This is a genomic window from Pseudomonas sp. HY7a-MNA-CIBAN-0227, assembly GCF_040310325.1.
GTDB lineage: Bacteria > Pseudomonadota > Gammaproteobacteria > Pseudomonadales > Pseudomonadaceae > Aquipseudomonas.
On record NZ_JBEOPT010000020.1, the window covers coordinates 55,907 to 81,616 of the forward strand.

At 62.6% G+C, this 25,710-nt stretch carries 14 protein-coding genes; 11 read left to right on the forward strand and 3 right to left on the reverse strand.

Annotated features, from left to right (window positions below; all coding sequences use genetic code 11):
- Nucleotides 1–12: 12 nt before the first annotated feature.
- Nucleotides 13–939 carry a FecR family protein gene (locus AAEZ06_RS24450; protein ID WP_350616654.1) on the forward strand — a complete coding sequence of 309 codons (927 nt, stop codon included), beginning with the start codon at nt 13–15 and terminating at the stop codon, nt 937–939.
- 16 nt (nt 940–955) lie between these two features.
- Here the strand turns inward: AAEZ06_RS24450 and AAEZ06_RS24455 are convergent, their stop codons facing one another.
- Both AAEZ06_RS24455 and gspH read right to left on the reverse strand, forming a co-directional pair.
- The gene (locus AAEZ06_RS24455) at nt 956–1,564 is read right to left on the reverse strand and encodes a type II secretion system protein GspJ (protein ID WP_350616656.1); all 609 of its coding nucleotides are present in this window, start codon (nt 1,562–1,564) and stop codon (nt 956–958) included.
- Nucleotides 1,561–2,013, reverse strand: a complete 453-nt coding sequence (gene gspH, locus AAEZ06_RS24460; RefSeq protein ID WP_149494058.1) for a type II secretion system minor pseudopilin GspH — start codon at nt 2,011–2,013, stop codon at nt 1,561–1,563. The genes AAEZ06_RS24455 and gspH overlap by 4 nt, the downstream gene beginning before the upstream one ends.
- Nucleotides 2,014–2,107: 94 nt before the next feature.
- Here gspH and AAEZ06_RS24465 point away from each other — a divergent pair, with 94 nt between their 5' ends.
- Nucleotides 2,108–2,539, forward strand: coding sequence for a type II secretion system protein N (locus AAEZ06_RS24465; protein WP_350616658.1), 432 nt, complete (start codon nt 2,108–2,110; stop codon nt 2,537–2,539).
- On the opposite strand, the gene gspI is transcribed toward AAEZ06_RS24465, so the two are convergent.
- Complete coding sequence (gene gspI, locus AAEZ06_RS24470) at nt 2,526–2,927, reverse strand: type II secretion system minor pseudopilin GspI (protein ID WP_350616660.1); 402 nt, start codon at nt 2,925–2,927, stop codon at nt 2,526–2,528. The two genes, AAEZ06_RS24465 and gspI, sit on opposite strands and share 14 nt — an antisense overlap.
- A gap of 148 nt (nt 2,928–3,075) precedes the next feature.
- Here gspI and gspG point away from each other — a divergent pair, with 148 nt between their 5' ends.
- The 9 genes from gspG to AAEZ06_RS24515 all read left to right on the forward strand — a co-directional run bounded on the left by gspG (nt 3,076) and on the right by AAEZ06_RS24515 (nt 25,565).
- Nucleotides 3,076–3,525, forward strand: a complete 450-nt coding sequence (gspG, locus tag AAEZ06_RS24475) for a type II secretion system major pseudopilin GspG (protein ID WP_149414578.1) — start codon at nt 3,076–3,078, stop codon at nt 3,523–3,525.
- An 8-nt stretch (nt 3,526–3,533) separates the two neighbouring features.
- On the forward strand, nt 3,534–4,481 hold the full coding sequence (gspK, locus tag AAEZ06_RS24480) for a type II secretion system minor pseudopilin GspK (protein ID WP_350616662.1): 948 nt from the start codon (nt 3,534–3,536) through the stop codon (nt 4,479–4,481).
- Nucleotides 4,478–5,611: a type II secretion system protein GspL gene (gene gspL / locus AAEZ06_RS24485; protein ID WP_350616664.1), complete on the forward strand. Its 1,134-nt coding sequence runs from the start codon at nt 4,478–4,480 to the stop codon at nt 5,609–5,611. Before gspK ends, gspL begins: the two co-directional genes overlap by 4 nt.
- Nucleotides 5,604–6,140, forward strand: a complete 537-nt coding sequence (locus tag AAEZ06_RS24490; protein ID WP_350616666.1) for a type II secretion system protein M — start codon at nt 5,604–5,606, stop codon at nt 6,138–6,140. Before gspL ends, AAEZ06_RS24490 begins: the two co-directional genes overlap by 8 nt.
- Nucleotides 6,137–8,470 carry a type II secretion system secretin GspD gene (gene gspD, locus AAEZ06_RS24495; protein WP_350616668.1) on the forward strand — a complete coding sequence of 778 codons (2,334 nt, stop codon included), beginning with the start codon at nt 6,137–6,139 and terminating at the stop codon, nt 8,468–8,470. The genes AAEZ06_RS24490 and gspD overlap by 4 nt, the downstream gene beginning before the upstream one ends.
- The gene (gspE, locus tag AAEZ06_RS24500; RefSeq protein ID WP_350616670.1) at nt 8,467–9,885 is read left to right on the forward strand and encodes a type II secretion system ATPase GspE; all 1,419 of its coding nucleotides are present in this window, start codon (nt 8,467–8,469) and stop codon (nt 9,883–9,885) included. Before gspD ends, gspE begins: the two co-directional genes overlap by 4 nt.
- Complete coding sequence (gene gspF, locus AAEZ06_RS24505) at nt 9,885–11,096, forward strand: type II secretion system inner membrane protein GspF (protein ID WP_149414572.1); 1,212 nt, start codon at nt 9,885–9,887, stop codon at nt 11,094–11,096. The genes gspE and gspF overlap by 1 nt, the downstream gene beginning before the upstream one ends.
- A 394-nt stretch (nt 11,097–11,490) precedes the next feature.
- Nucleotides 11,491–12,717 (forward strand): substrate-binding domain-containing protein, encoded by a 1,227-nt coding sequence (locus AAEZ06_RS24510; RefSeq protein WP_149414571.1) that lies wholly within the window; start codon nt 11,491–11,493, stop codon nt 12,715–12,717.
- Nucleotides 12,718–13,001: 284 nt separating this feature from the next.
- The gene (locus AAEZ06_RS24515; protein WP_350616673.1) at nt 13,002–25,565 is read left to right on the forward strand and encodes a filamentous hemagglutinin family protein; all 12,564 of its coding nucleotides are present in this window, start codon (nt 13,002–13,004) and stop codon (nt 25,563–25,565) included.
- Nucleotides 25,566–25,710: the final 145 nt, after the last annotated feature.

Sequence of the window (25,710 nt, forward strand, 5' to 3'; positions counted from 1 at the left end):
GTACCTGCGCGCTTGAACATTTTTAGCCTCTCCACTGCCCGGGATACGCCAGACAGCCGACTGCGCAGCGAAGCCTGCGACTGGCTGGTGCTGCTGACCTCGGGCCAGGCCACCGTCGCCGATGCCAATGCCTTGCGCCTGTGGTGCGCCCAGAGCCCGGAGCATGCCCAGGCTTTCGAACAGGCCAAGACGCTGTGGCACCAACTGGTGCCTGCCGTCGAGCAACTGCAGCAACCCCGGCACTTCGGGCGCAGGGCGTTCCTGGGCGGAGCGATTGCCGCGTCGGCCGCATTGTTTATGGTGCGGGCCACGATACCTGGAGGTTTTTCCGGACTGACGGCGGACTACCGCACCGAGGTCGGCGAACAGCGCCGGGTCGAACTGCGGGACGGCATCCGCTTGGAACTCAATACCCAGACCCGCATCAGCCGCCGGGAAGGGGGCATCGAGTTGCTGGAGGGGGAGGTCGAAGTCCTGGCGAACGCGGCGCAACCGCTCAAGATCCAGGCAGGTAAAGGCTGGCTGAGCGCGGCCCAGGCGCGTTTCAATGTGCGCAATACCGACCATAGCGTCTGCGTGACCTGCATCGAGGGGTCGCTAACGGTAGCCGTGGGCGGGCGCAGTGTCCGCCTGGACAGCGGCCGCCAACTGACCTACGACACCGCAGGACTGGGCGAGCCGCTGGCGGTGGACACCCAGGCGGTAATCGCCTGGCGCGAACAGGTCTTGGTATTCAACAACGCCACGCTCAATACCGTGATCGACGAGATCAACCGTTATCGTCCGGGAATGCTGGTGCTACTCAACAGCGAGCTGGGCAAGCGCCGGGTGCAGGCACGGTTCAGCTTGCACCAGCTGGCGGGCGTGGCGTTGCTGATTCGCGATGCCTATGGGGCCACCTGCACGGAGTTGCCGGGTGGGGTGGTGTTGTTGAGTTAGCGGGGGCGCTTGACGTTCAGTTCAAAGGCCCCAAGACCTGGCGATAGCGCTCAATGCCTTGGGGCGTCTGGCGCTCCAGGCTGATCTCGACCCCTAGCGGATTCTCCTGGCGATTACCGCTCAATTGCCGCCACCCCTTGTCCGCATCCCACACCCTTAATTGCAGGTCGCTGACCTGGGTAAGCACCGCCACCGGATCCTTTGGCGCGGGTAACGGATACCGATCGCGCGCGGGCGCTGCGGCGCGGTACAAGGTGTCGCCCTTGAGCCACCAGTGCACCCGTTGCAACCCGTCGCCGGGGACCGCTGAGCGGCGAATCACCTCCAGGCGAAAGCCCTTGCTGTCGGAGCTGCGCACGCTCAGTGCGGCCAGCGTGCCCGGTGGCGTAGGCTGATCTTCGGTCGCCGGTGGCGCCAGTTCCACACGGGCGCGCAGGCTGACGTCCAGTTGCAACTGGTTCAACGCACGAAGCAGGACTTCGGTCTGTTCGGTACTGGCCTGCAAGTGGGCGTCGGCACGGGTGACGCTGTCCAGGCCGCGCCAGGCAATCAGGCTGACCACTGCCATCAGCATGATCGCCACCATCACCTCGATCAGGGTAAAACCTTTCTGGTCATTGCTCATGGCTGGTTCACCACGCGCAGCAAACCGGCCGCATCACGTTGCAGACTGAGGCTGTGTTGCCCATCGGACAGTACAACCTGCAACGGCGGGTTGATCCATTCGGCGTCGAGCACCAGGGTTTGCCTCGGTTCGATGCGCACCTGCATCGGCGAACTGTCCCAGGGGCGCGGGCGCAGTTGCGGGTCGCGCTCGAATAATTCCAGGCTCAGGCCGTCGTCGCTGCGGCGGCTGAAGCGAAAGCCCTTGGCATCGGCCCGCAAGGTGATCGCCCGGCCGTCGGCGCGGGCTTCGGCCTGGGCCACTTGCAACACCTGGCTCAAGCGTTCGGCGTCCTTGCGCAACAGGTACAGCGGGTCTGGTGTGATGCTCAGGCTGATGGCCGCGCTGGCGATGCCGATGATCACCAGTACCACCATCAGTTCTATCAAGGTGAAGCCCTGCTGTTTCATGGGTGTGCTCCCTGGTGTTGAATCGATCCTGTGAAATAAAACCGTGAGAATTGCCCTGTAGTCTGTCGAGACGGACAAGCAGGAGGTCCCGCCCATGGCATTTGCCGATCGCATTTCACCCGCCCACGGTATCCAGGCACTGGCCTTGCTGGCGGCGCTGGCCGGGATCGCCACCTGGACGCCGTTGCTGCTGACGTCCGCCGAGTCGCACGCCCCGCAAGCCCCGCCCCAGTTACTCGCCGCCCACAGTGACAACCCGGCCCTGCAATGGTTTTCCAACACCCCGGCAGAGTTGCAGGTCAAAGTCTCTGGGGTACTGGCCGTGGCCCGTGGCGCGGTGGCGATCCTCAGCCTCAACGACGGCCCGCCCCGTAGCTTTGTGCTCGGCGAGCGCCTCAGCCCCGGTGTGCGTCTTGCGGCCATCGAAGGCGATGGCGTGGTGATCGAGCGCGGCGGTGAAAAGGTTCGCGTGGCCCTCGACAAATTGCCCGTCGCGCCGGCCTTGCCGATTCTCACTCGACAGTAACCGGCTTCTTGAGTCGTTGCGGTCGCCCTAATAAAGTCTCCAGTCGGGCCAGGGGCGGCGCTTCACGGGCGGCGTCCAACACCTGCACGCTGACTTTGAACAACGGCCTATCGGGGCCTGTGCTGATGACTTGCTCGCAACGCAGTTTCAGTCGGCCCTGGTCGCATTCAAAGGTTTTGCGCCCCAGACTCAAGCGACCCTCCAGACGCAACTCGGTCAGGCGACTCTGGGCGGCCAGCAAGGCCATGGACTTGTCCCGCAGCAGGCCATTGCTCTGGGTCATCAGCCCGGCCACGCGCACGGCAGCCGCCATGGCCACGGCGATAATCGCCAGCGCCACCAGCACTTCAATCAGGGTAAAACCTTGCTCATTGCGAGGGCCGCGCATGGCGTACTCAATGCCTGGAAACAGGCCCGCAGACTAGCCCGTGGAGTTGACCGATTAGCGACCAAAGCTCCCGAGGATTTTCAATACGACTGACATGTGTTCTTGCAACACTGCGGGCCGAAATGCACTCAAGCCAAGGAATGTCGAGATGGATATCGCGCACTTCAAATCCGCATCGCCAGGCCCTCGCGGCCAGCGTGGCTTCACCCTGATCGAGATCATGGTGGTGGTGGTGATCCTCGGGATTCTGGCAGCGATGGTAGTGCCCAAGGTGCTCGATCGCCCGGATCAGGCGCGAGCCACGGCCGCTAAACAGGACATCGGTGGGCTGATGCAGGCACTCAAACTCTATCGCCTGGACCACGGCACCTATCCGAACATGACCCAGGGCCTGAAGGTGTTGGTGGAGCGCCCGGCAGACGCGAAAAACAGCAACTGGCGCGCCTATCTTGAGCGCTTGCCCAACGACCCGTGGGGTCACCCTTACAACTACCTCAATCCGGGTGCCAACGGTGAGGTCGATATTTTCTCCCTGGGCGCCGATGGGCAACCGGACGGCGACGGCGTCAATGCCGATATCGGCTCCTGGCAGCTATAAGTCCCGTCATGAACAGGCATTCGCCCACAGCGGCGAAGCAGTGCGGCATGGCGATTATCAGCGCCTTGCTGATCGCCGCTGTGGTGGCGGTGATCGCCGGCGCCATGCTGACCCGACAAACTGTCTTCACCCGCAGCCTGGAAGCCGAGCAACTGCGCATCCAGGGTCAGTGGGCGTTACAGGGCGGGCTGGAAGTCAGTCGCCAGTTGCTATGGGAGGCGCGTCAGAAAGATGTGCTGACTCGACTCGACCAGCCCTGGGCGCGGCCGTTGGGGGGAGCCTTTGAGGGGCAACTGGAAGACGAACAGGGCAAGTTCAACCTGCGCAACCTGGTGGCCCATCAGCAGCCGGATGCCGCGCAACTGCAGAGCTTCGAGCGGCTGTGCCAGTTGATCGGCGTCAACCCCGCGGTGAGCCGGCGCATCAGCCAGCGGGTGATCGCTTCCTATGATCAACGGTTGGCGGCATCGTCACCGAGCACGGGTTTTAACAGCGGCCGTGACACCTCGCCTGGCGCAGTGAACGACCTGCTGCCAGCCAAGCGTGCGATGTTGCGCAGCCTGGACGATCTGGCGGGCATCGAGGGCCTTGAGCCGCGCCTGCTTGGGCGTATGGCGGTGTATGTCAGCGTGCTGCCCGGCAACACTTGGGTCAACGGCAATACCGCCAGTGCCGAAGTACTCAGTGCGGTTGTGCCGGAGCTGGGCTTGCCACGGGCACAGGCGCTGGTGGCCGAGCGTGACGGCGGCCGCTGGTTTATCAATCGCGGTGATTTCGTCAACCGCTTGCGCATGCCACAGGTGGCGGTGGACACGGTGCAGGTGGGGATTACCAGTGAGTGGTTTCGCCTGCACGGCCAGGCCCGCCGCGGACAGCGTCGGGTGACGATGGAAGCGCTGCTGTTCCGGCCTGAAGACCGCCAGCCCCAGGTAATCTGGTCGCGGGTGGGCGCATGAACCGCCTGCGTATTGCCTTGCCGCCACTGGATCAACTGAGCGCCGAGAGCCCGGTGCAGTTCGCCTGGTTCGACCGCGCCGGGCAGGTCAGTCGCCAGGGCCAGAGTAGCCTGGCTCAGCTGGGACAGGCTCATAAAACGGCGGCGGCCCAGTGCTTTCTGCATCCTCGGGACAGCCTGCTGACCAGCCTGGAGCTGCCGCAATTGCCAGCCACCAAGGTGGCGGCGGCGGTGGCCTGCGCAGCCCAGGCGCTGATACTCGGCCCGGTGGAACAGATATACGTCGCCCACGGCCCACGGGAGAGCAATGGCCTGGTGCAGGTGGGCTGGTTGCCCAAGGCCCACCTGGAGCAGTTGAGCCAGGTAATGAACCAAGTACAACTGAAAGTACGCGGCTTGTACCCGGCGCCCTATGCCTTGCCGGTACCGGCTGCGGGGCAACTGACAGCGGGGTTTGCCGACGGCCAGTTGCTGTTGCGCCACAGCCTGCAGCAGGGCGCGGTGCATCCCCTCGGGCAGCAGGCGCTGGATGATCTGCTGGGCAGCGGCGTCGACCTGAGCCGTATCAGTGAATACGCCCCGCAACGCTGGAGCGGCGCAACCCCGAGCTGGGGCTTTCACGGTCGGCTCAAACGGGCCAACGGAACGGCCGGCTGGGGCCGGGCGCTGGGTTTTACGGCGGTGGCTGTGGCGATCTGGACCCTGGGCTTGAACCTGTACGCGGCGCGTCAAGTGGATGGGGGTCAACAGCTCAAGGCGCGGATGAGTCAGCAGGTGCGCCAGGCTTTTCCCGAACTGCCGGTGATCCTCAACCCGTTGCAACAGGCCCGCCAGCAATTGGCTGCCCGCCAGAGCGGCAGCGACCCAGGCCAGCGTTTTAACAGCCTGTTGCAACTGGCCGGCAGCAGCATGCCGTTTATGGTTGCCAGCGTCGATTCCCTGGTCTTCGAGCAAGGCCGCCTGCACCTGAACCTGCTCGCCGATAGCCGTAACCCTGGCGCCGAAGGTGACTGGCAAGCGGTGCTGGCCAAGGCTGGTTTCACTGCCAGTCGTGATGACCATGGCTGGACCTTGGGTCCGCTCGCCGAGCCGACCACTACCGAAACCGGCACGGGAGACGACGATGAGTAATCCCCTGATCGCCCGCTGGCAGCACCTGCGCAGCCATAGCGAAGTGTTCTGGAGCGGCCTGGCCCTGCGGGAAAAGCGCCTGCTCGGCGGGGCCGTTCTGGTGCTCTCGGGGCTGTTGATCTGGCTGATATTGATTCAGCCGCCGCTGAAGAAGATTGATTACTGGCAAGCCGAAACCCCCAGGCTGCGAGCTCAGGCCGAAACCTTGCAAGTGCTGTTGCAGGGCCTCGCCCCAGCGCCTGGCGCCGGGCAGGATCTGGATTTGGCCTTGCGCCAGGTCCTCGACAGCGCTGGGCTCCAGGGCCGTTATCAATTGGAAAACGCTGCCCCCGGCAGTTGGCGCCTGACCTTTCAAGACGCCCCGGCGGATGCCGTGGTGGGTTGGTTGTTGGGCAGTATCCGGTCATTTTCCCTGGAAGTGTCCGAGGCGCGCTTGCAACGTGCAGGCGACACCACCGAAAACCCGTCCGGCACGTTGTCCGGGACCGTTCGCATGGATCAGGCGCTTGGCGCTAAGGAAGCTTCATGAAGTGGTCAGTCCCCTATTCGGCGCCTTATCGCAAGGTCGCGCCCTTGTTGTTGCTGGCGCTGAGTGCGTGCAGCAACACCCAGTCGCCTACACCGCCGCCGTTACTGGTGGACAGCGAACTCGGCCAGCCGCTGGCTGATACCCGGCGCAGCGGTGATGTACTGTTGGAACGCCAGCGCGAGCCGGCACAGCGGCCCCGCGTGCAACACCCGGTGACCAACAGTGCTCGTGGCCATGCCGCCGCGCCTGCCAAAGGCCGCAACCCCTTGGGCGATCAGCCGGTGCAACTGAACTTTGTCGACGCCGATATCCAGGCCGTGGTGCGTGCCTTGTCCCGTGCCACTGGCCAGCAGTTTCTGGTGGACCCTCGGGTCAAGGGCAACCTGACCCTGGTCAGCGAAGGCCAGGTGCCGGCGCACCAGGCCTACGACATGCTCCTGGCGGCATTGCGCATGCAGGGCTTCAGCGTGGTGGACGTCGGCGGCGTCGCCCAGGTGGTGCCCGAAGCCGATGCCAAGCTGTTGGGCGGGCCGATCTACAACGCCAGCAACCCCGGCGGCAACGGCATGCAGACGCGCACCTTTCGCCTGCAATACGAAAACGCGGTGAACCTGATTCCGGTGCTGCGGCCGATCGTTTCACCCAACAACCCGATCAACGCCTACCCCGGCAACAACAGCATCGTCATCACCGACTACGCAGAAAACCTGGCGCGGGTGGCGCAGATCATCGATGGCATCGACACCCCGAGCGCCATCGACACTGACGTGGTGGCGGTGCAAAACGGCATTGCTGTGGACATTGCGGCGATGGTCTCGCAGCTTTTGGAAACCCAGGGCAGCGACCAGACCCAGAAGATCAACGTAATCGGCGACCCGCGCTCCAACTCGATCATCATCCGCGCCGGTAGCCCCGAGCGTACCGAACTGGCGCGCAACCTGATCTACAAACTGGACAACGCCCAGAGCAACCCCAGCAATATGCACGTGGTGTACCTGCGCAACGCCCAGGCGGGGAAATTGGCGCAGTCCCTGCGCGGTTTGCTCACCGGTGAGAGTGAGAGCGGTACCAGCGATAACGCCCGTTCCAAGTTGAGCACCATGGGCGGCTCGGGCCAGAGCGGCCAGGGCAGCACCCAGAACAGCAGCGGCACGCCCACCGGCAGTGGCGTTCAATCCGCCAATGCCGGTTACGGCCAGGATGCCGGTTCCACCAGCGGCGCCAGCTATTCGCCCAGCGATCAGAACACTGCCTTCAGCGCTGGTGGCGTGACGATCCAGGCGGACGCCACCACCAACACCTTGCTGATCTCGGCGCCCGAGCCGCTGTACCGCAACCTGCGGGAAGTCATCGACATGCTTGATCAGCGCCGCGCCCAGGTGGTGATTGAAAGCCTGATCGTCGAAGTCAGCGAGGACGATGCCAGTGAGTTCGGCGTGCAGTGGCAGGCCGGGAATCTGGGAGGCAAGGGTGGTTTTGGCGGGGTCAACCTCGGCGGTAGCGGGCTTAACGGTACGCCCGCCAGCAAGACCAGCATCGACGTATTGCCCAAGGGTTTGAACATCGGCCTGGTGGACGGCACGGTGGATATTCCGGGGATCGGCAAGGTGCTGGATCTCAAGGTGTTGGCCAGGGCGCTGAAGAGCAAGGGCGGCACCAACGTGTTGTCGACGCCCAATCTGTTGACCCTGGATAACGAGGCGGCGAGCATTTTTGTCGGGCAGACGATTCCATTTGTCACGGGCAGTTATGTGACGGGGGGCGGTGGCACCAGCAACAATCCGTTCCAGACGGTGCAGCGCGAAGAGGTGGGGCTCAAACTCAATGTGCGGCCGCAGATTTCCGAGGGTGGCACGGTGAAACTGGATATTTACCAGGAGGTCAGCAGCGTGGATGCGCGGGCTTCGGTGGCGGCGGGGACGGTGACCAACAAGCGGGCGATTGATACCAGTATTTTGCTCGATGATGGGCAGATCATGGTGCTGGGTGGGTTGCTGCAGGATGGCTATAGCCAGAGTAATGATGCGGTGCCTTGGTTGTCGGATATTCCGGGGTTGGGGGCGTTGTTTCGTAATGAGAAACGCAGTGTGACGAAGACCAATTTGATGGTGTTTTTGCGGCCTTACATTATTCGCGACAGTGGGGCGGGGCGCAGTATTACGCTCAATCGCTATGAGTTTATGCGCAGGGCTCAGGGTGGGTTGCAGCCGGAGCGTAGTTGGGCGATGCCGGATGTGCAGGCGCCGCAGTTGCCTTCGGTGCACAAGGCGATTCCTGAGGTGGGGCAGGGGCCTCGGGCGGTGCCGGTTCAGGGGGGCGCGCGGCCATGAGCCTGCTCCCCTACGTCTGGGCCAAATCCCAACGCATCCTCCTCCACCCAGGTGAAGAAGGCCCCACCCTGACCATCTGCCCCTCAACCCCCGGCTGGTCCATTAGCGAAGTCCACCGCCAGTTTGGCCAAACCCGCCTGGAGCAGGTCCGCGACGACCAACTCGACGGCCTCCTGGCCAGCGCCTACGCCGACACCGGCAGCGCCGCGGCCGTGGTCGGCGCCGCCGAAAACGAAGTCGACCTCGACCGCCTCATGCAAGACATCCCCGAAATCACCGACCTGCTCGACACCCAGGACGGCGCCCCGGTGATTCGCATGATCAACGCCTTGCTGACCCAGGCCGCTCGCGACGAAGCCAGCGACATCCACATCGAACCCTACGAAAGCCATTCCGTGGTGCGTTACCGCGTCGACGGCACCCTGCGTGATGTGGTGTCGCCACGCAAGGCGCTGCACGGCGCGCTGGTGTCGCGTATCAAGATCATGGCCCAACTCGACATTGCTGAAAAACGCTTGCCCCAGGACGGCCGCATCGCCCTGCGCGTTGCCGGGCGGCCCATTGATATTCGCGTGTCCACCGTACCCACCGGCCACGGTGAGCGGGTGGTGATGCGCTTGCTGGACAAACAGGCCGGGCGCCTGCAGCTGGAAACCCTCGGCATGGCCCCGCAATTGCTGGCCCGCCTCGACACGCTGATCCGCCAGCCCCACGGTATCGTGCTGGTCACCGGGCCCACCGGCAGCGGCAAAACCACCAGCCTCTATGCGGCCCTGGCGCGGCTGGACGCCAGCACCAGCAATATCCTCACCGTCGAAGACCCGGTGGAATACGACCTGCCGGGCATCAGCCAGATCCAGGTCAATGCCAAGATCGACATGACCTTCGCCCTGGCCCTGCGGGCGATTCTGCGCCAGGACCCGGACATCATCATGATTGGCGAGATCCGCGATCTGGAGACTGCACAAATCGCTGTGCAGGCTTCGCTGACCGGGCACCTGGTGCTCGCGACCCTGCACACCAACGATGCGGTGTCAGCGGTGAATCGCTTGATCGACATGGGTGTTGAACCGTTCCTGCTGGCTTCATCCTTGCTCGGCGTATTGGCCCAGCGGTTGGTGCGGCGCCTGTGCCCGCACTGCAAGCAAGAAGACCCGTCGGCACCCGGCACATGGCGCCCGGTGGGTTGTGCTCACTGCAACCAGATGGGCTATAGCGGCCGTACCGGTATCCATGAATTATTCTGCATCGACGACGACCTGCGCGGCCTGATCCACCAAGGCGCTGGCGAGCAGGAACTGCGCGCCGCCGCACGCCGCGCCGGGATGTTGAGCATGCGCGAAGACGGCGAGCGCTGGGTGCGCAGCGGCGCCACTGCGGCCGAAGAAATCCTGCGTGTAACCCGGGACGCCTGATGAACCGATACCGATACGAAGCCGCCGACGCCACCGGCAAGCTGGAGTCTGGGCACCTGGAAGCCGACAGCCAGAGCGCGGCCTTTGCCAACCTGCGCAGCCGTGGCCTGACCGCCTTGCTGGTGCAGATCGAGGGCAACCAGAGTGCCGCCGCCGGCAGCAGTCTGTTCACCGCCAAGCTCTCGGATAACGACCTGGCCTGGGCCACTCGGCAGTTGGCCAGCTTGCTCGGTGCGAGCCTGCCGTTGGAAGCGGCCCTCAGTGCGACGGTGGAGCAGGCCGAGCGCAAGCACATCGCCCAGACCCTCAGCGCAGTGCGCGCCGATGTGCGCAGTGGTATGCGTCTGGCCGATGCGCTGGCGGCGCGGCCCCGGGACTTTCCGTCGATCTACCGTGCCCTGATCGCGGCGGGGGAGGAGTCTGGCGACCTGGCCCAGGTCATGGAGCGCCTGGCCGACTACATCGAAGAGCGCAACAACCTGCGGGGCAAGATTCTCACTGCATTTATCTATCCCGGCGTGGTGGGGCTGGTGTCCATCGGCATCGTGATTTTCCTGCTCAGTTATGTGGTGCCGCAGGTGGTCAGCGCGTTTTCCCAGGCGCGCCAGGACCTGCCGGGGCTGACCCTGGCGATGCTCAATGCCAGTGACTTTATTCGCGCCTGGGGCTGGCTGTGTTTTGTCGGTCTGGTGGGCGGTTTCTGGAGCTGGCGCCTGTACTTGCGTAACCCAGTGGCGCGCTTGAACTGGCACAGTCGCGTCCTGCGCCTGCCGCTGATCGGGCGCTTTGTGCTGGGGCTCAACACCGCACGGTTTGCCTCGACCCTGGCGATCCTCGGTGGCGCCGGTGTGCCGCTGTTGCGGGCGTTGGAAGCGGCGCGCCAGACCCTGTCCAACGACCGCTTGAGCCTGTGCGTCACAGACGCCACCGCCAAGGTTCGCGAAGGCGTCAACCTGGCCACTGCGCTGGCGGTGGAGAAGGTGTTCCCGCCGGTACTGATCCACTTGATTGCCAGCGGTGAGAAAACCGGGTCCTTGCCGCCGATGCTGGAGCGTGCCGCGCAAACCCTGTCACGGGATATTGAACGGCGGGCCATGGGCATGACGGCCTTGCTTGAACCGCTGATGATCGTGGTGATGGGGGCGGTGGTGCTGGTGATCGTCATGGCGGTGCTGTTGCCCATCATCGAGATCAACCAATTGGTCACATAGCCGTTGTCGAGCCCCAGCGAGGCTGCGTCGGCCGCACTACCACCCTCAAGTCCTTGATACCGAGCCCCCAACCTCGGGTTCCTCATTCTGTCATCTGCCTACCCCTCGACACGGCCCGCGCTGCCTCCAGCCCAGGGCCGAAAAAACCTCTTGAAACCTCGCTGTCACCTGGGTTGAAACAGCCCGGTTTTGTTGCCAAAACACCCGAGAATCTTTTTAAAAATCAAGCCTTTCCTCCCGAGGTTTTTTCCTACATCTGTCATCGGAAACTGCGAACTTCTTCGCTATGGCCTCACCCCTAGAGCCCTCTGAATCAAGGCTTGAAACTCGAGCGCCATGGCGTCATGCAAGAACCCACTACCCAACGTACAAACACGATGAAAGGAGCTTCTTCATGTTTAAGCGCAACGTTCTCGCGGTATCCATGACCCTCGCGGCCCTCTGCTCGGCCCAGGCTGCACTGGCTGACATCAACGGCGGCGGCGCTACCTTGCCACAACCGCTGTACCAGACTTCTGGTGTACTGACTGCCGGTTTCGCCCCCTACATCGGTGTGGGCAGCGGCAACGGCAAGGCAGCGTTCCTGACCAACGACTACCGCAAGTTCGTAGCCGGTGTTACCAACAAAAACGTGCACTGGGCGGGTAGCGATTCCAAGCTGACAACTGCTGAACTGACCACCTATGGCACTAACAAGCAACCTACCTGGGGCCCGCTGATTCAGGTGCCCTCGGTGGCTACTTCGGTTGCCATTGCCTTCAACAAGGCTGGTGCCAATGCGGTCAACCTCAGCGTTGACGATCTGTGCGGTGTGTTCTCGGGGCGTCGGACCGACTGGAGCCAGATCAGCGGCGCCGGTCGTACCGGCCCAATCACCCTGGTTTATCGCAAAGAGAACAGCGGTACCACTGAACTGTTCACTCGCTTCCTTAACGCCAAGTGCAAACCATCCCTGGAAGGCGGCACCTTCGCCGTGACTCAGGCGTTCGGCAGTAGCTTCTCCGGCGGTCTGCCGACGACTGCCCTCAACCCCCTGCAACAGCCGATTCCGGGCAGCACTACCACCCCGCCAGAAACCTATAAAGACACCAGCGAAGGTGTGATGAGCACGCTGAACTTCGCCGAAGGCCGAATCACTTACATGAGCCCGGATTACGCTGCGCCTACCTTGGCTGGCCTTGATGACGCTACCAAAGTCGCTACCGTTGCCGGTGTTTCGCCTGCTCCAGGTAACGTTTCTACCGCTATCTCTGTAGTAGCAGTACCTGCCGTAATCAACCGCGCCAACCCGAACGCCTGGGTACCGGTGTTCGCTGCTACCACCAGCACTACTGATCCAAGCGTAGTGGCCTATCCAGACAGCGGCTATCCGATCCTCGGCTTCACCAACCTGGTGTTCAGCCAGTGCTACGCCGACGCCACTCAGACCTCGCAAGTGCGCGCGTTCTTCACCCGTCACTACGGCAACGCGGTCAACAACGACACCGCCATCAACAACAACCGCTTCGTGCCACTGCCGAAGGCTTGGAAAGATGCAGTTCGTGAAACTTTCATCACTGCTGCCAGCGACCTGAGCATTGGCAAGTCCAACACCTGCAACGCCATCGGTCGTCCGCTGTAACCCACGCTTTCACCGACCCGCGACACCCAATCAGCAACGGCCTGTGCCGTTGCTGATTTTTTTTGCAGGTGCCTCTTTATTTTTCGTAGCCAGGTTTTGCCTTCAAAGATCTTGGGCACCCACAGTCGGTTGACGGACATCCGTCAAACCCTGCGTTAAGCATCAGCCTTATATGAATTTTCGATGACAGATGTTCAGTCCCGCCCCTCGCCAACCGCCTAACTCCCATACGTGACGCGCGTCGCCAGTCGCCCATGAGCAATAACAAAGAAGGATGATTCCAGATGGTCCGCTGCAAACCACCGGTTAACGTGAATGCCCAAGGCCCTGGCAACGGTCAGACGATCCTGCGCCTCAAGCCCCTGGCCCATGCCATTGCCTTGCTGCTGGTGGCGGGCAGTGCCCACGGTGCCACGGCCTTCAGTTCCGGCTGGTTCGCCGACAAGGGCGCGTCCCAGGCGGCGACGGCGGCGCGTCCCGGGGCGCAGGTGCCGGGGATGCCGCCGCCGTTGTCCCAGCAGGCCCGCGTCAACCAGCAGTTGCAGCGTTCCCTGAGCACCCTCAACACCAGCGTCGCGGCGATTGCCGCGCAACAGGCAGCCCAGGCAGCGGGGCGGCAGGCAGCGTTGGGGCACATCTCGACCATCCCCGATGGCCTCGGCAAGGGCGGGCTCCAGGTTGATAACAGCCTGACCCAGGGCTGGACCAATGCCAAGGGCCCGACCCAGAGCCAGGCCGGTGGCAAGACCACGGTGACCATCGAGCAGACCGCTGACAAGGCGATCCTCAACTGGGAGACCTTCAACGTCGGGCGCAACACCACCGTCGATTTCCAGCAGCAGTCCAACTGGGCGCTGCTCAACCGGGTCAATGACCCTAACGCTCGCCCCAGTGAGATCCAGGGCCAGATCAAGGGTGCCGGCACGGTGATGATCATGAACCGTAACGGTGTGGTCTTCAGCGGCAGCAGCCAGGTCAACGTACGCAACCTGGTGGCGGCTGCGGCCACCATCACCGATGACCAGTTCACCTTGCGCGGAATTTATGTCGATGCCAATGGCACCCAGCCAACCTTTACCGATGCGGCGGGCAAGGTCGAGGTGCAGCGCGGGGCGTTGATCCAAACTCATGCCCCGGCCACGTCCACCGACTCCGGCGGCTACGCCTTGCTGCTGGGCTCGGAAGTGGAAAACGCCGGCACCATCATCACGGCCAAGGGCCAGACCACCCTGGCGGCGGGCGACAGTTTTTATATCCGGCGCGGTGTCGGCACGGCGGGCAATGACCGTTCCACCACCCGTGGCAATGAAGTGGCCACCAGCCTCAAGGCCGGCAGTACTTCGGGCAAGGTCAGCAACAGCGGCTTGATCATGGCCTCCACCGGCGATATCACCCTCACCGGGCACCAGGTAGAGCAGAACGGCGTGGTCCTGGCCAGTACCTCAGTGGACACTCGCGGCACCATCCACTTACTCAACTCGGCCAGCGACAGCACCGCTAGCGTGACCCTGGGCCAGGGCAGCACCAGCGCGATTCTGCTGGACAGCAGTGGCAGCACCGCTCTCAACAGCCAGAAGGACAACGGCCTGATCAAGCTCGACGGCCATGCGGCCAACCTGATCACCGGGCAGTTCAATAATCTGAGCAGCGTCGCCGATCGCACCGACCAGTCGCGGATCGAGATCGTCAGCGCCAGCACCGTGGACTTCCAGAAAGGCTCGATTACCCTGGCCACCGGCGGTCAGGTGGTAGTCAGCGCCAGCCAGCGCAGCCTGGTGCGCGATGGCGCGATGATCGATGTGTCTGGTGCTATCGGCGTCAAGGTGTCGATGCAATCCAACAACATCAAGATCAACGTCCAGGGCAACGAGCAGCGCGACGCGCCGGTCAGCCGGGAAAGTGGCAAGTTGATCAACAATGATGTGTGGGTCGACTTGCGGGAGCTGGTGTTCGTCCCCGCGGGCACCAACGGCTATGCCACGGATCGTTGGTACACCGCAGGCGGTCTGTTGGAAGTGGGCGGCTACCTCGGCACTCAAGGCCACTCGGTGGGCGAGTGGATGGCCCAGGGCGGCACCGTGACCTTTACCGGCAAGGACGTGGTGACCCAGCAGGGCGCCCAGATCAATCTGTCGGGAGGTACCGTCGATGTGCAGGCCGGATATATCCAGCAAACCTGGCTCAAGGGCCCTGATGGTCGGCTCTATGAACTGTCGAAAGCACCGGGGGACATTCTGTACACCGGGTTCTACAAGGGCTTTGAAGACAGCAGTACACGTTGGGGCCGCACCGATCTTTACTACAATCCGCTGATCGCCTCGCAACGCCGCTATGAGGCCGGTTATACCGTGGGCCGCGATGCCGGCAAGCTGGTGGTGGGCACGACCAATGCGGTGCTGGAAGGGCAGTTGATCAGCGACGTGTTCCAGGGTGATCGCCAGACCCTGGCGCCCAATATCAACCTCGATGGTTATCAGCAGTCGCAGAAGGCAATGGCCCAGCGCGCGCAGCTGATCATTGGCCAGTACACGCCGATCTTCAATAAAAGCACCGGCACCTTGCGTTACGCCTTGACCCCGACCACGAACCAGGTGCTGATCGAGGGCAACTCCCAAAAGATTGCCGATGGCCTGGATCTGAGCACTGCGCTACCGGCCGAGCGTCAGGGCAAGCTGGTGCTCGACAGTGACCAGCTCAACGGCTACCAGTTGGGCGCCATCAAGGTGGGGGCCAAGCAGCAGATTGAGGTCAACGGTGCGCTCAAGGTGGCGGACGGTGGCGATATCACCCTGTATGCACCCGGGGTCAAGGTCAACGCCAACCTGACTGCCCACGGTGGCAGTATCAATGCCGGGAACGTGCTCAGTCAGATTTATCTCAATGGCAACAACGTTGTCACCGATGTGATCCTGCCGGGCTTGGCGGGAGTCAGTGTCGCCGATGGGGTCAAGCTGGATGCCTCTGGGCGCTGGAACAACCTGGCGCTGGACCCTGCGATCACCGACGGTGTGGCCTATATAAACGGCGGCAACGTGTCGCTGCGCAGTACCGGTGACGTGAAACTGGCGGCCGGTAGCCTGGTGAGTGTGTCCTCCGGCGCAACCATCGGCCTGGACGGCACGGTCAGCGGTGGCAAGGGCGGCAGCGTGACCCTGGGCGCCTTCGGTGCACTGGAGTTGGGCGGTGATATTCGCGGCTATGGCGTCAGTGGCGGCGGCACTCTGGCCCTGCAAGCCCAAAAGGTGCTGGTTGGTAATAACGCCAGCGTGCCGCAGGCCGGCACCTTGCAATTGGCCGGTGACTTCTTCAACAAGGGTTTCTCGGCCTATGACATCACCGGCAATGAAGGTTTGATCGTCGCCGATGGCGCGAAGGTCGACGTCAGCATGCCGGTCTACCGTTTAGGGGAACAGGCGGCGACTACGCCGAGCGGTAGCGACCCTGCCACGACCCTGGAACGCTGGACCCCGCTGCTGTATCAGGAAGATGCGACCAAGGGTGTGCTGACCCAACGCCGTGGTGCCAGCCTGAACCTGGCCGCCGGGTATCAGGACTCCACGGCCGCGCAGATGGCGACCACCGCCCTGACAGTGGGTCAGGGCGCAGTGATTAGTGTCGATCCTGGCCAGGCGATCAACCTGCGCAGCATCGGCCAACTGACCGTCAACGGCACGCTCAACGCCTGGGGTGGTAGCGTCAGCCTCGCGGGCATAAGTACGACTGACTCCGAAAAGGTCGATGCCATCGGCCACGGTCGCTCGATTTGGATCGGCGAGCAGGCATTGATTGATGTGGCAGCCCGCTCCGTAACCGCGGTGAACAATCGCGGCGGGCTTTACGGTCAAGTGCGCAACGGCGGCCAGATCACCATCGGCGGTGATATCAACCCGGCCACCGGCATCGCCAAGGCCAGCGACTTGTTTGTAGTGGTACGCGAAGGCGCGCGGCTGGATGCTTCTGGCACTCAGGCGCTGTTGGATATTCCGGGGCAGGGACGCACGCTGGTGGCGAGCAATGGCGGCAGTATTGCCTTTGCTTCCAACAATGGCCTGTACCTGGACGGCAGCATTGTGGCCAAGGCCGGTGGCAAGGGAGCCGCGGGTGGGCGCCTGGCGCTGGCGCTGGAGTCTGTGTATTACCAAAGAGCCTATGCCAACGATCGGGTTCTGGCTCCCCGCGAGATGATTCTCAGCCAGGTCCACCGGGCCAATATCTTACCCGATACTGCCGAGTCAGCTGCCGACTCGCTGATTTATGGTCATGGGCGGATCGGGGTAGATCAAGTGATAGCCGGTGGTTTCGACAGTCTCGCCTTGTTAAGCCGAACACTGTCATTTGCCGGTGATGTATCACTGAACATGGGACAAAGCCTGGAACTGTATTCCGGTGGTATGGGCTTGGCCCTAGGAGCTTCGAACACCTCGCAGGTTAGCCTTAATGCGCCCCATGTAGTGCTCAGCGGAATACTCTCGCCGCTCAGAAACGAAAACTTCCTGATTTCGCCGTCATCAGCGCAGAAGCCCGCGATACCAGGCCAAGGCCTGTTCACGCTCGACAGCGACTTGCTGGATATTCGCGGTGAGGTGTTTTTCGCACTCAATTCGGGTTTTGATCAGGTACACCTCAACAGCCGTGGTGATCTGCGGTTCCTCGCTGGTCGCGATGGCGCGGTGACAGAAGGCTTCAGCACGATACTGGAATCGGCGGGCGACCTGACCTTGCGCGCTGCCCGAATCTACCCTGGCAGCGGGATCAGCGCTCAGGTCTTGGTAGGCTCTCTGGGCGGCAATAACCAGAAAAAGGAGTTCGACCCAACGCGCACCCTGACTATTGAGAAAGTTGGCAGCGATACAGGTGTCGCGCCGTACTCGGTGTTCGGGCGCCTGCAACTGGGCGCCGCTACTATCAAGCAAGGCGGCGTGCTGCGTGCTCCCTTGGGGGTGATCGAACTCGGCAACCTGGGCAGTACCAGGGTCGAGCTGTTACCCGGCAGTCTGACCTCGGTCAGTGGCCGGGGCCTGGTATTGCCGTATGGCGGTACGGTGGATGGCCAGACCTATCGCTACAACGGCAAGACTGTGAATTTCGTGGGGCAGGGTGGGGTGGTGATTGGCAGCGGCGACCTGACGGTCGGGGTGATCCTGGGCGGCAAGTCCGTGGTGGTATTGCCCGAGGCTGTCCTGGACCTTTCCGGCGGTGGTGAACTGTTAGGGGCCGGGTTTATTTCCGGGCGCGGCGGTTCCACCGATGCGCGCTACAACCCGCTGGTGCAGTTCGGGGCCAATGGCGGGTTTGCGCTGCCGGGGCTGAACACCAACCCGGTGTACGCCATCGTGCCTGGCGCTCAGCCGGGGTATGCGCCGGTGGCCGCCGAGGGCGGTGCGGTGGCGCCACTGGTCGGTCAGCAGATCACCATCGGTGCCGGGGTTTCGGGGCTGCCGGCCGGTACTTACACCTTGATGCCATCCACTTATGCGCTGATGCCGGGGGCGTTCCGGGTTGAGATCAATGGCTTGGCCGGGCTGGGCAGTGACGCTGGTGCCACGCCAATGCGCAACGGCTCATGGTCCACGGTAGGGCGTTTGTCGATTATTAACACCGGTATCCAGAACGACCTGGTCAGCCAAGTGATCCTGACGTCGGCCGACACCTTGCGACGTTATTCCCAGTACAACGAAACCGGTTACACCCAATTCGCCATCGCCGATGCCGCCAAGCTCGGTGTGCCACGACCTTTGCTGCCGATGGATGCCAAGACCCTCAAGCTGGCGATGAATGTCGGGGGCGGCAGCGATACGTTTTCGTTCAAGGGCATTGGCCGCTTTGATGCAGCGCCAGGAGGCTTCGGCGGTACGGTGGCGCTGATCAACCGGTCACTTGGCGATATGCAGATCGTCGATGCCAGCAAACCGTTTGATCCAGGGTTCACCGGCTTGACCGTGGATGCCCAAAGCCTCAACGCCCTGGGGGCCAAGCGCCTGCTGGTGGGTGGCCTATCGATGGTGCTTTATGGCCAGGGTGGCAACACCATCGAATTTGCACGGGGGGAAAACGCCCCGGGTGGTTCGATCCTGTTGCGAGCCGGTGTGACCCTGGCGGCGCCGGAGGTGATTTTGGTAGCCGGTAGCGGCGATATCGTGATCGAGCAGGGCGCGTCAATCAATACCATCGGGCAGGGGGCGGCGTCCTATGATGCCCGTGATGGTTTTGTCTACAAAGGCGTGCCCAACATGCTGGCGGTGTCCAACGGCCTGCTCAATGTGCTGCCCTACGTTAATGCGGGGGATATCAAGACCGGCGGTATTCAGATTGGTGTCTGTGCCACTGGCAGTTGCTCGGGGCAAACCTCGCTCTATTCGCAGGGCAGCATCGTCGCGGCAACCGACACAGCCTTGGAGCTGGGCGACCAGGTGCGCTACGGCACTCGTCACCTGGCGCTGGCCTTGAGCAATATCAACGTCGGCAGCACCGCGGGCCTGGCCGATGCCGCAGCACGCAACGTGTTGCCGGCCGGCCTGACCCTCAACCAGCAGGTGCTCGATCGCTTGTTGCGTGGCGATACCCAGTTCGGTGCGCCGACCCTGGAAACCCTGCAACTGTCGGCCAGCAAGGCCTTCAACTTCTACGGCACCACGACTCTCGACACTTACGACCCTCAGACTGGCAAGTCGCGCCTGGACAATTTTCTGTTGTCCACCCCGGCGATTTACGGTTCCGGTGATGCCAACGATGTGGCCACTATCCACACCGCCCATTTGATCTGGCAGGGCTCCGAGGCAGCACCCGGAGCGGTCATCGCCGGCGGTGCCGGTATCGGTAGAGGGCGTCTGGATATCAACGCCGAGCGTATTGAGTTTGGCTATGGTGCCTTCTCTCAGAAGAGCACCACCAAGACCTTCGACCGCCTGGCCCTGGGCTTTGCCAACATCAACCTCAACGCCAGTGAACGCATCACTGCGAACCACAAGGGCAGCCTATCGGTGTACCAGCGCCAGTCTGGGTATGACCCGGTCAAGGGCTTCCAGTACATCGGTGGCAACCTCAATATCCTCACCCCGCTGATGACCGGTGAAGCCGGCTCGGCGAACCGCATCACGGCGGGCGGTGCGATTGACGTGGCAGCCTCGGCTGGTGTGCGTGGCACGGTTAACGGCCTGGGCGCCGAACTGTCCTTGCAAGGTGACAGCATTCGCCTGGCTACTGCGGTGGTGCTGCCTAGCGGCAAGGTCAGCCTGGGCGCCCGTGGCGACGTGATCCTTACTGGCGACGCCTTGATCGACGTCGCCGGTCGCGCCATCGCGTTCAACGACGTCACCCAATACAGCTGGGGCGGCGATGTGCTGCTGGACAGTCGCACCAACAATATCCTCCAGGCGGTGGGGTCAACCATCGACCTGTCGGCCACACACAATCGGGCCGGCAAGCTGCGGGCTATGGCGGTAGATGCGGCGGGGGGGATTGTCGACCTGCAAGGCAAGATCCTTGGCGGCAGCAGCGGCTATTACGATGCCGGCGGCACCTTGATGCCTTATCAGGCCGGTACCGTGGAAATCCAGGCCCAACGCCTGGGCAGCAGCGCCAACCTGGACCAACAGTTCGCCGACCTTAACCAGCGCCTGAACGGGGGCCAGGTGTTTGGCTCGCGCAGCTTCCAGCTCAAACAGGGCGACTTGACCATTGGCAACGGCCTCAAGGCCGGCACCATCAACGTGTCCGTGGACAACGGCAGCCTGTTGGTTACAGGCAGGGTGGACGCGAGTGGTGAGCGCGTTGGCAGCATCAACCTGGCGGGCAAACATGGCCTTACCCTGGATGGCAGTGCGGTACTGGACGCCCATGGCAGCAAGTTGCGGGTGGACAGCTACGGCAAAATCATCGACTCACCCAACCGGGCGATGGTAATCCTCGGCTCCGGCACCGGCCTGTTGACCTTGGCCGACGGTGTACGCATCGACCTGCGCCACGGCACCGACGTGGTGAAGGGTCACGACGGTCGCAATCGCGGTACCCTGGAGCTGAACGCGCCACGGCTGATCAACCCCGATGGCACCAGCAATGACATCGCCATCGACGCACATGGCCAACTAAATATCCAGGGCGCCCGCTCGATCACCCTCAACGGCATGATCAGCTACGACGATGCCGAGGTGAAAACCGACCCTACCGCCAGCGGTCGGCCATATCAGGTAATCGATCAGAACTACCTGGAGAAAAAGCATGATTTGAGCGTCAAGTTTATCGACGCTGCACTGCTCAACAATAATCTGCGGCAAAACAAACTCGCCGGCCTGAATAACGCGACCTACGCCGATGCCTTCCACTTGCGGCCAGGGGTGGAAATCGTTAGCAAAACGCCGGACGGTGATCTGGTGGTGCAGGGCGATCTCGATCTCTCTGGCTTCCGGTATGCCAGCCTCAACCCACACATCAAGAAGACAGACGATGTTTACGGTTCCGGTGAGTCGGGCAGCTTGACCTTGCGCGCCGGTGGCGACCTGAATATCTACGGCAGTATCAACGATGGCTTCGCGCCACCGCCCGAGACCGTTGATGACCAAGGCTGGGTGCTGTTGCCGGGTATCGACTTTACCGGCGGCGATATTGTGGTGCCGGGTCATGGCGTAACCCTGGCAGACGGCACTGCGTTCCCGGCGGGCACGGTGCTCAATTACGACCTGCCGATCAAGGGTATGACCATGGCTGCCGGTACCCGCTTGCCGGTGCGCGCGACCCTGACCCAAGACCTGGTGCTGCCGTCTGGCACTGTATTGGCTGCGTCGGTGCTGGATGCTTCCGGCAATGTGCTGTTGGCGGCAGGTACGTTGTTGAGCCAGGCGCACACACTGGTGGCCGGTTCGCAGTTGGAAGCTGGCAGCCTGCTGACGCAAGGGACTAAATTTGGGGCCATGACCTGGCCCAAAGGTGTGCCGCTGCCCTCCGTAGATGCCGCCACGAGGGCCACTGACAATATCGTCACCCTCAACGGCAATATACCGCTGCCACGGGGCGCACTCATTCCTTCGGGGACCAATATCAAGTTGCTGGCCGGTGCGGACTCGGTGCAGTTGCGTGCGCAAGTGGCTGGGAAGCCGAATCGGCTCTGGGCCATTTCGCCGATGCTGGCTGAAGGTTCGCAATCATGGTCGCTGCGCCTTGTGGCAGGGGCTGACACCGAGGCGGCGGACAGCCGCATCCTGCAAGCGCATCCGCGCAGCGGTGACTTGCATCTGGCGGACAGTCACTACGGCATGTTTGCCAAGCAACTGCCTCCAGAAGGTGTTCAAACGTGGACTGCGCAGGCGATCCTGGACCTCGGGCCGGATGGGGAGGGGCTCGATATCAAAGAGGGTGAGCCGATTGACCAGAAGATGTTTGACGACTTAAGCCTAGGCACGGTTGCCGACTTCTGTCTCAGTTCTGCGGAGTACTGCGCTATCAAGGCTCAATATGTATGGACCCAAGTCGCGGTGGACGACTTGGGCGTCGAAGAGGGGACGGTGATCACTGACGCGATTGTCAAGGAGTTCAACAATCCAACGATGCATTCGGTCGAGGATTTGTGCGCCCAGTTGCCCAGTTACTGTCTTTCCCTGAGCGTCACGAAGTATGCAGCAGTGCCATCAAGCACGCGTTTCAGTGTGATCCGCACCGGCACCGGTGACCTTGAGCTGCTCAGTGCCGGCAACCTGAGCATGGATTCGCTGTATGGGGTCTATACGGCGGGCACGTCCTCCACGTCCACTTACAAGGGCGACCCTTATAACCAGCCCAAGGCTCTGGGGCGTGGCAAGACCGTACTCAATGACCCTGGCAGCTACTTCGAACAGTTCGTCAACGGTGACACTGGCAGCCTGTACCGTGCCTGGTACCCGGAGGCAGGCGGCAACCTGACGATGAACGTAGGTGGCAACCTGACGGGGAACATCGTTGCTCCACTCAATAGCGGCTTTTTTCGGCCTAACCCTTTGGATGCCGGCACAGATTCGGCGAGTGTGGGTAATTGGCTGTGGCGCCAGGGCAGTGCGGATGTGAATGTCGGCGGCCAACCCCAACCGACGGCCTGGTGGATCAACTTCGGTAGCTACACGGCCGACAATGACCTGGCGAGTAAGGCTGCCAGTGCGGATCAGTTGGTCGGCTTTACCGGTTTCGGCACGTTGGGCGGTGGTGATCTGGACATACAGGTCGCGGGTGACGCAGGGTTACTTCAGCGCATGGCCGGTAATGCCATGCGTTCCTCCGCCAACCCGCGCAGTCAAGGCCTGGTGCTGGCCGTTGGCAGTACTGGCCGAGTGGCGAGCGATGGCAGTCTGCAGTTGACGGGCGGTGGCGATTTGCGCGTGCGTATCGGTGGTGCCGTGAACCCGGCCAGTGACCTTTTGGTCGGCGGGCAGAACGGCATGCTGGTGAATTTACGTGGTAATGCGCAGTTGCTTGGCGGTGCCCTGGGCCAGATTGACCTGCACTATGGCAGCGTCAAGGAAGATCACGGTGCTGGCGAAACCCGGGCATTCGATGCATTGCAGGCCACCCGTGGCCGGGCAGTGGGCGGCATGACACTGGTGCCGGGCGATGCCACATTTAGCCTGGCGACACTGGGCGATGTTGTTTTGCAGGATGTGGTGGATCCAGGGCGAGTGGAACTGCTCAACAGTTCGCCATTCACACGTGGCTCCAAGGAACAAGGGAACTTGGAGCACGGTATTGGCACCAGTTGGTTCTCGCTGTGGACCGAACGTACTGCCATTGACCTGTTTTCAGCGGGAGGCAATTTGACCCCAAACACTGGAGGCATAGCGTCAGACCTGGCGATTGTCTATCCCTCGATTGTTCGGGCAACGGCGGCCAGCGGCAGTTTTTACTACGGCAAAGCCGCTGCCTCACCGCAGTTCGACCTGGATTACAGTTCTGCTCTGTTACTCGCCCCAGGCGCCCACGGCCAGTTGCAGTTCCTGGCTAACGACTCGATTTATGCCGGCGGTATGTTCGTGACGCCATCGTCGGCCGATCCGAGCGTCATGGCGACCCCTTCGCGTCCGGCGTTTGTCGGCAGGGTTAACAGTGAGGTCGCCGTTGACGGCAGCAACCTGTCGGCGAACGGTAGTCCTGCGAATGGCAATCCATTGCCATTGTTCGTCTTTGGTTCCGCCAGCGCGTCGACAACCTCGAACCGCTCAACCGACCCTGCACGTTTCTATGCGGTTACCGGGGATCTGGTGGGGGTCACCAGTGGACGGATCATCTCCTTTGACTCTGGCCCAACGTATCTTCATACGGGGCAGACCTGGTACGAGGGCGGTGCGCCGGTGTGGATGATGGCCGGACGGGATATTGTCAGCAGTGGCAGTCGGTTTAATACCATTCCCAGCCCCGAAAACGCCCTGTCGACGGGCAACCTGTTCATCCATAACAGCCCCAACGATATATCCATCGTCTCTGCCGGGCGCGACATCCTCTACAGCAACTCCCAGGTCGCCGGCCCCGGCACCCTGGAGCTGACTGCTGGCCGCAACATCCTCATGTCTGGCGGCGACGTCCTGAAGGGCGGCGAGGTAAGTGTCACCAGCCTCGGCCCTGTCGCCCCAGGCGATAACCGCCCCGGCGCGAGCATTGTCATGCAAGCCGGCGCCGGCCCCAACGGCCCGGATTATCGGCGCTTTGTGGAGGCCTACCTCAACCCGGCCAACCTGGCGCAGCCGGGTGAGGCGCTGTCAATCCAGGGCAGCAAGGTCGCCAAGACCTACGAAAACGAACTAGTCACCTGGCTGGCCGAGCGCTTCGGTTTTGAAGGTGACAGCGAGCAGGCCCGAGCCTATTACACGGCGCTGTCGGCGGAGCAACAGCGGGTGTTTGCCCGTGAGGTGTATTTCACCGAGCTCAAGGCTGCCGGCCGTGAATACAACCAGGACGGCGGTGCGCGCCAGGGCAGTTATGTACGGGGGCGGGCGGCGATTGCTGCACTGTTCCCGGACAAGGACGTGGCCGGCAATACGATCACCTACAAGGGCGATATCACCTTGTTTGGCGGCTCCGGCGTGCACACCAATTTTGGTGGCTCGATCCAGATGCTCACCCCTGGCGGCGGCCAGACCTTCGGCATCGAAGGCGCTGCACCACCGGCTTCGGCGGGGGTTATTACCCAGGGCGCGGGGGATATCCAGCTGTATTCCATGGGCAGCATTCTGCTGGGCCAGAGCCGGATCATGACCACCTTTGGCGGCTCGATCATGGGCTGGTCGGCAGCGGGGGATATCAACGCCGGCCGGGGGTCCAAGACCACCGTGGTGTATACGCCGCCCAAGCGGGTCTATGACGGTTGGGGCAATGTGACCTTGTCGCCGTCGGTACCGAGCACGGGGGCAGGGATTGCCACGCTTAACCCGATCCCGGAAGTGCCCGCGGGGGACATCGACTTGATTGCGCCGTTGGGCACGGTTGATGCGGGGGAGGCGGGGATTCGGGTGTCGGGCAATATCAACATTGCGGCGTTGCGGGTGGTGAACGCGGCGAATATCCAGACCCAGGGCAAGTCATCCGGGGTGCCGGTGTCGGCGGCGGTGAATACCGGGGCGATGAGCTCGGCCAGCGCGGCGGGTGCGGCGGCGTCCCAGGCGGCGGAAGATGCGGCGCGTAATCAGCAGGCGGCGGCGCGCGGGGACAGGGCTTCGATTGTGACGGTTGAGGTGCTCGGGTTTGGTACAGAGCCAGTACCGCGAGGGCAGGAGGATGCGCGCAGGGCGCCGGTGTATAACCCGGACAGTCCGGTGCAGGTGTTGGGCGCGGGGCCTTTGAGTGAACAGGCGCGGGCGCGGTTGACGGATGAGGAGCGGGGGCAGATTAGTTTGTAGGGTTTTGATGGACCTCTCGTTGTAACCAGTTTGGGGCGATCAGTGATTGCCCCTTTTTTTGCGGTCTTATAGCCGGCCGGAGGGGCGGGTGTTCGTCGGTCTGGATCAAATAATGTGGGCGCTGTCGAGCGTTAGCGAGGCTGCG

Bases quoted from the DNA above. Each gene is read 5' to 3' on its own strand.
- AAEZ06_RS24455 (WP_350616656.1), bottom strand. From the start codon at position 1,564: ATGAGCAATGACCAGAAAGGTTTTACCCTGATCGAGGTGATGGTGGCG.
- gspK (WP_350616662.1), top strand. From the start codon at position 3,534: ATGAACAGGCATTCGCCCACAGCGGCGAAGCAGTGCGGCATGGCGATT.
- AAEZ06_RS24490 (WP_350616666.1), top strand. From the start codon at position 5,604: ATGAGTAATCCCCTGATCGCCCGCTGGCAGCACCTGCGCAGCCATAGC.
- gspD (WP_350616668.1), top strand. From the start codon at position 6,137: ATGAAGTGGTCAGTCCCCTATTCGGCGCCTTATCGCAAGGTCGCGCCC.
- gspI (WP_350616660.1), bottom strand. From the start codon at position 2,927: ATGCGCGGCCCTCGCAATGAGCAAGGTTTTACCCTGATTGAAGTGCTG.
- AAEZ06_RS24465 (WP_350616658.1), top strand. From the start codon at position 2,108: ATGGCATTTGCCGATCGCATTTCACCCGCCCACGGTATCCAGGCACTG.
- gspG (WP_149414578.1), top strand. From the start codon at position 3,076: ATGGATATCGCGCACTTCAAATCCGCATCGCCAGGCCCTCGCGGCCAG.
- gspE (WP_350616670.1), top strand. From the start codon at position 8,467: ATGAGCCTGCTCCCCTACGTCTGGGCCAAATCCCAACGCATCCTCCTC.
- gspL (WP_350616664.1), top strand. From the start codon at position 4,478: ATGAACCGCCTGCGTATTGCCTTGCCGCCACTGGATCAACTGAGCGCC.
- AAEZ06_RS24510 (WP_149414571.1), top strand. From the start codon at position 11,491: ATGTTTAAGCGCAACGTTCTCGCGGTATCCATGACCCTCGCGGCCCTC.
- gspF (WP_149414572.1), top strand. From the start codon at position 9,885: ATGAACCGATACCGATACGAAGCCGCCGACGCCACCGGCAAGCTGGAG.
- gspH (WP_149494058.1), bottom strand. From the start codon at position 2,013: ATGAAACAGCAGGGCTTCACCTTGATAGAACTGATGGTGGTACTGGTG.
- AAEZ06_RS24515 (WP_350616673.1), top strand. From the start codon at position 13,002: ATGGTCCGCTGCAAACCACCGGTTAACGTGAATGCCCAAGGCCCTGGC.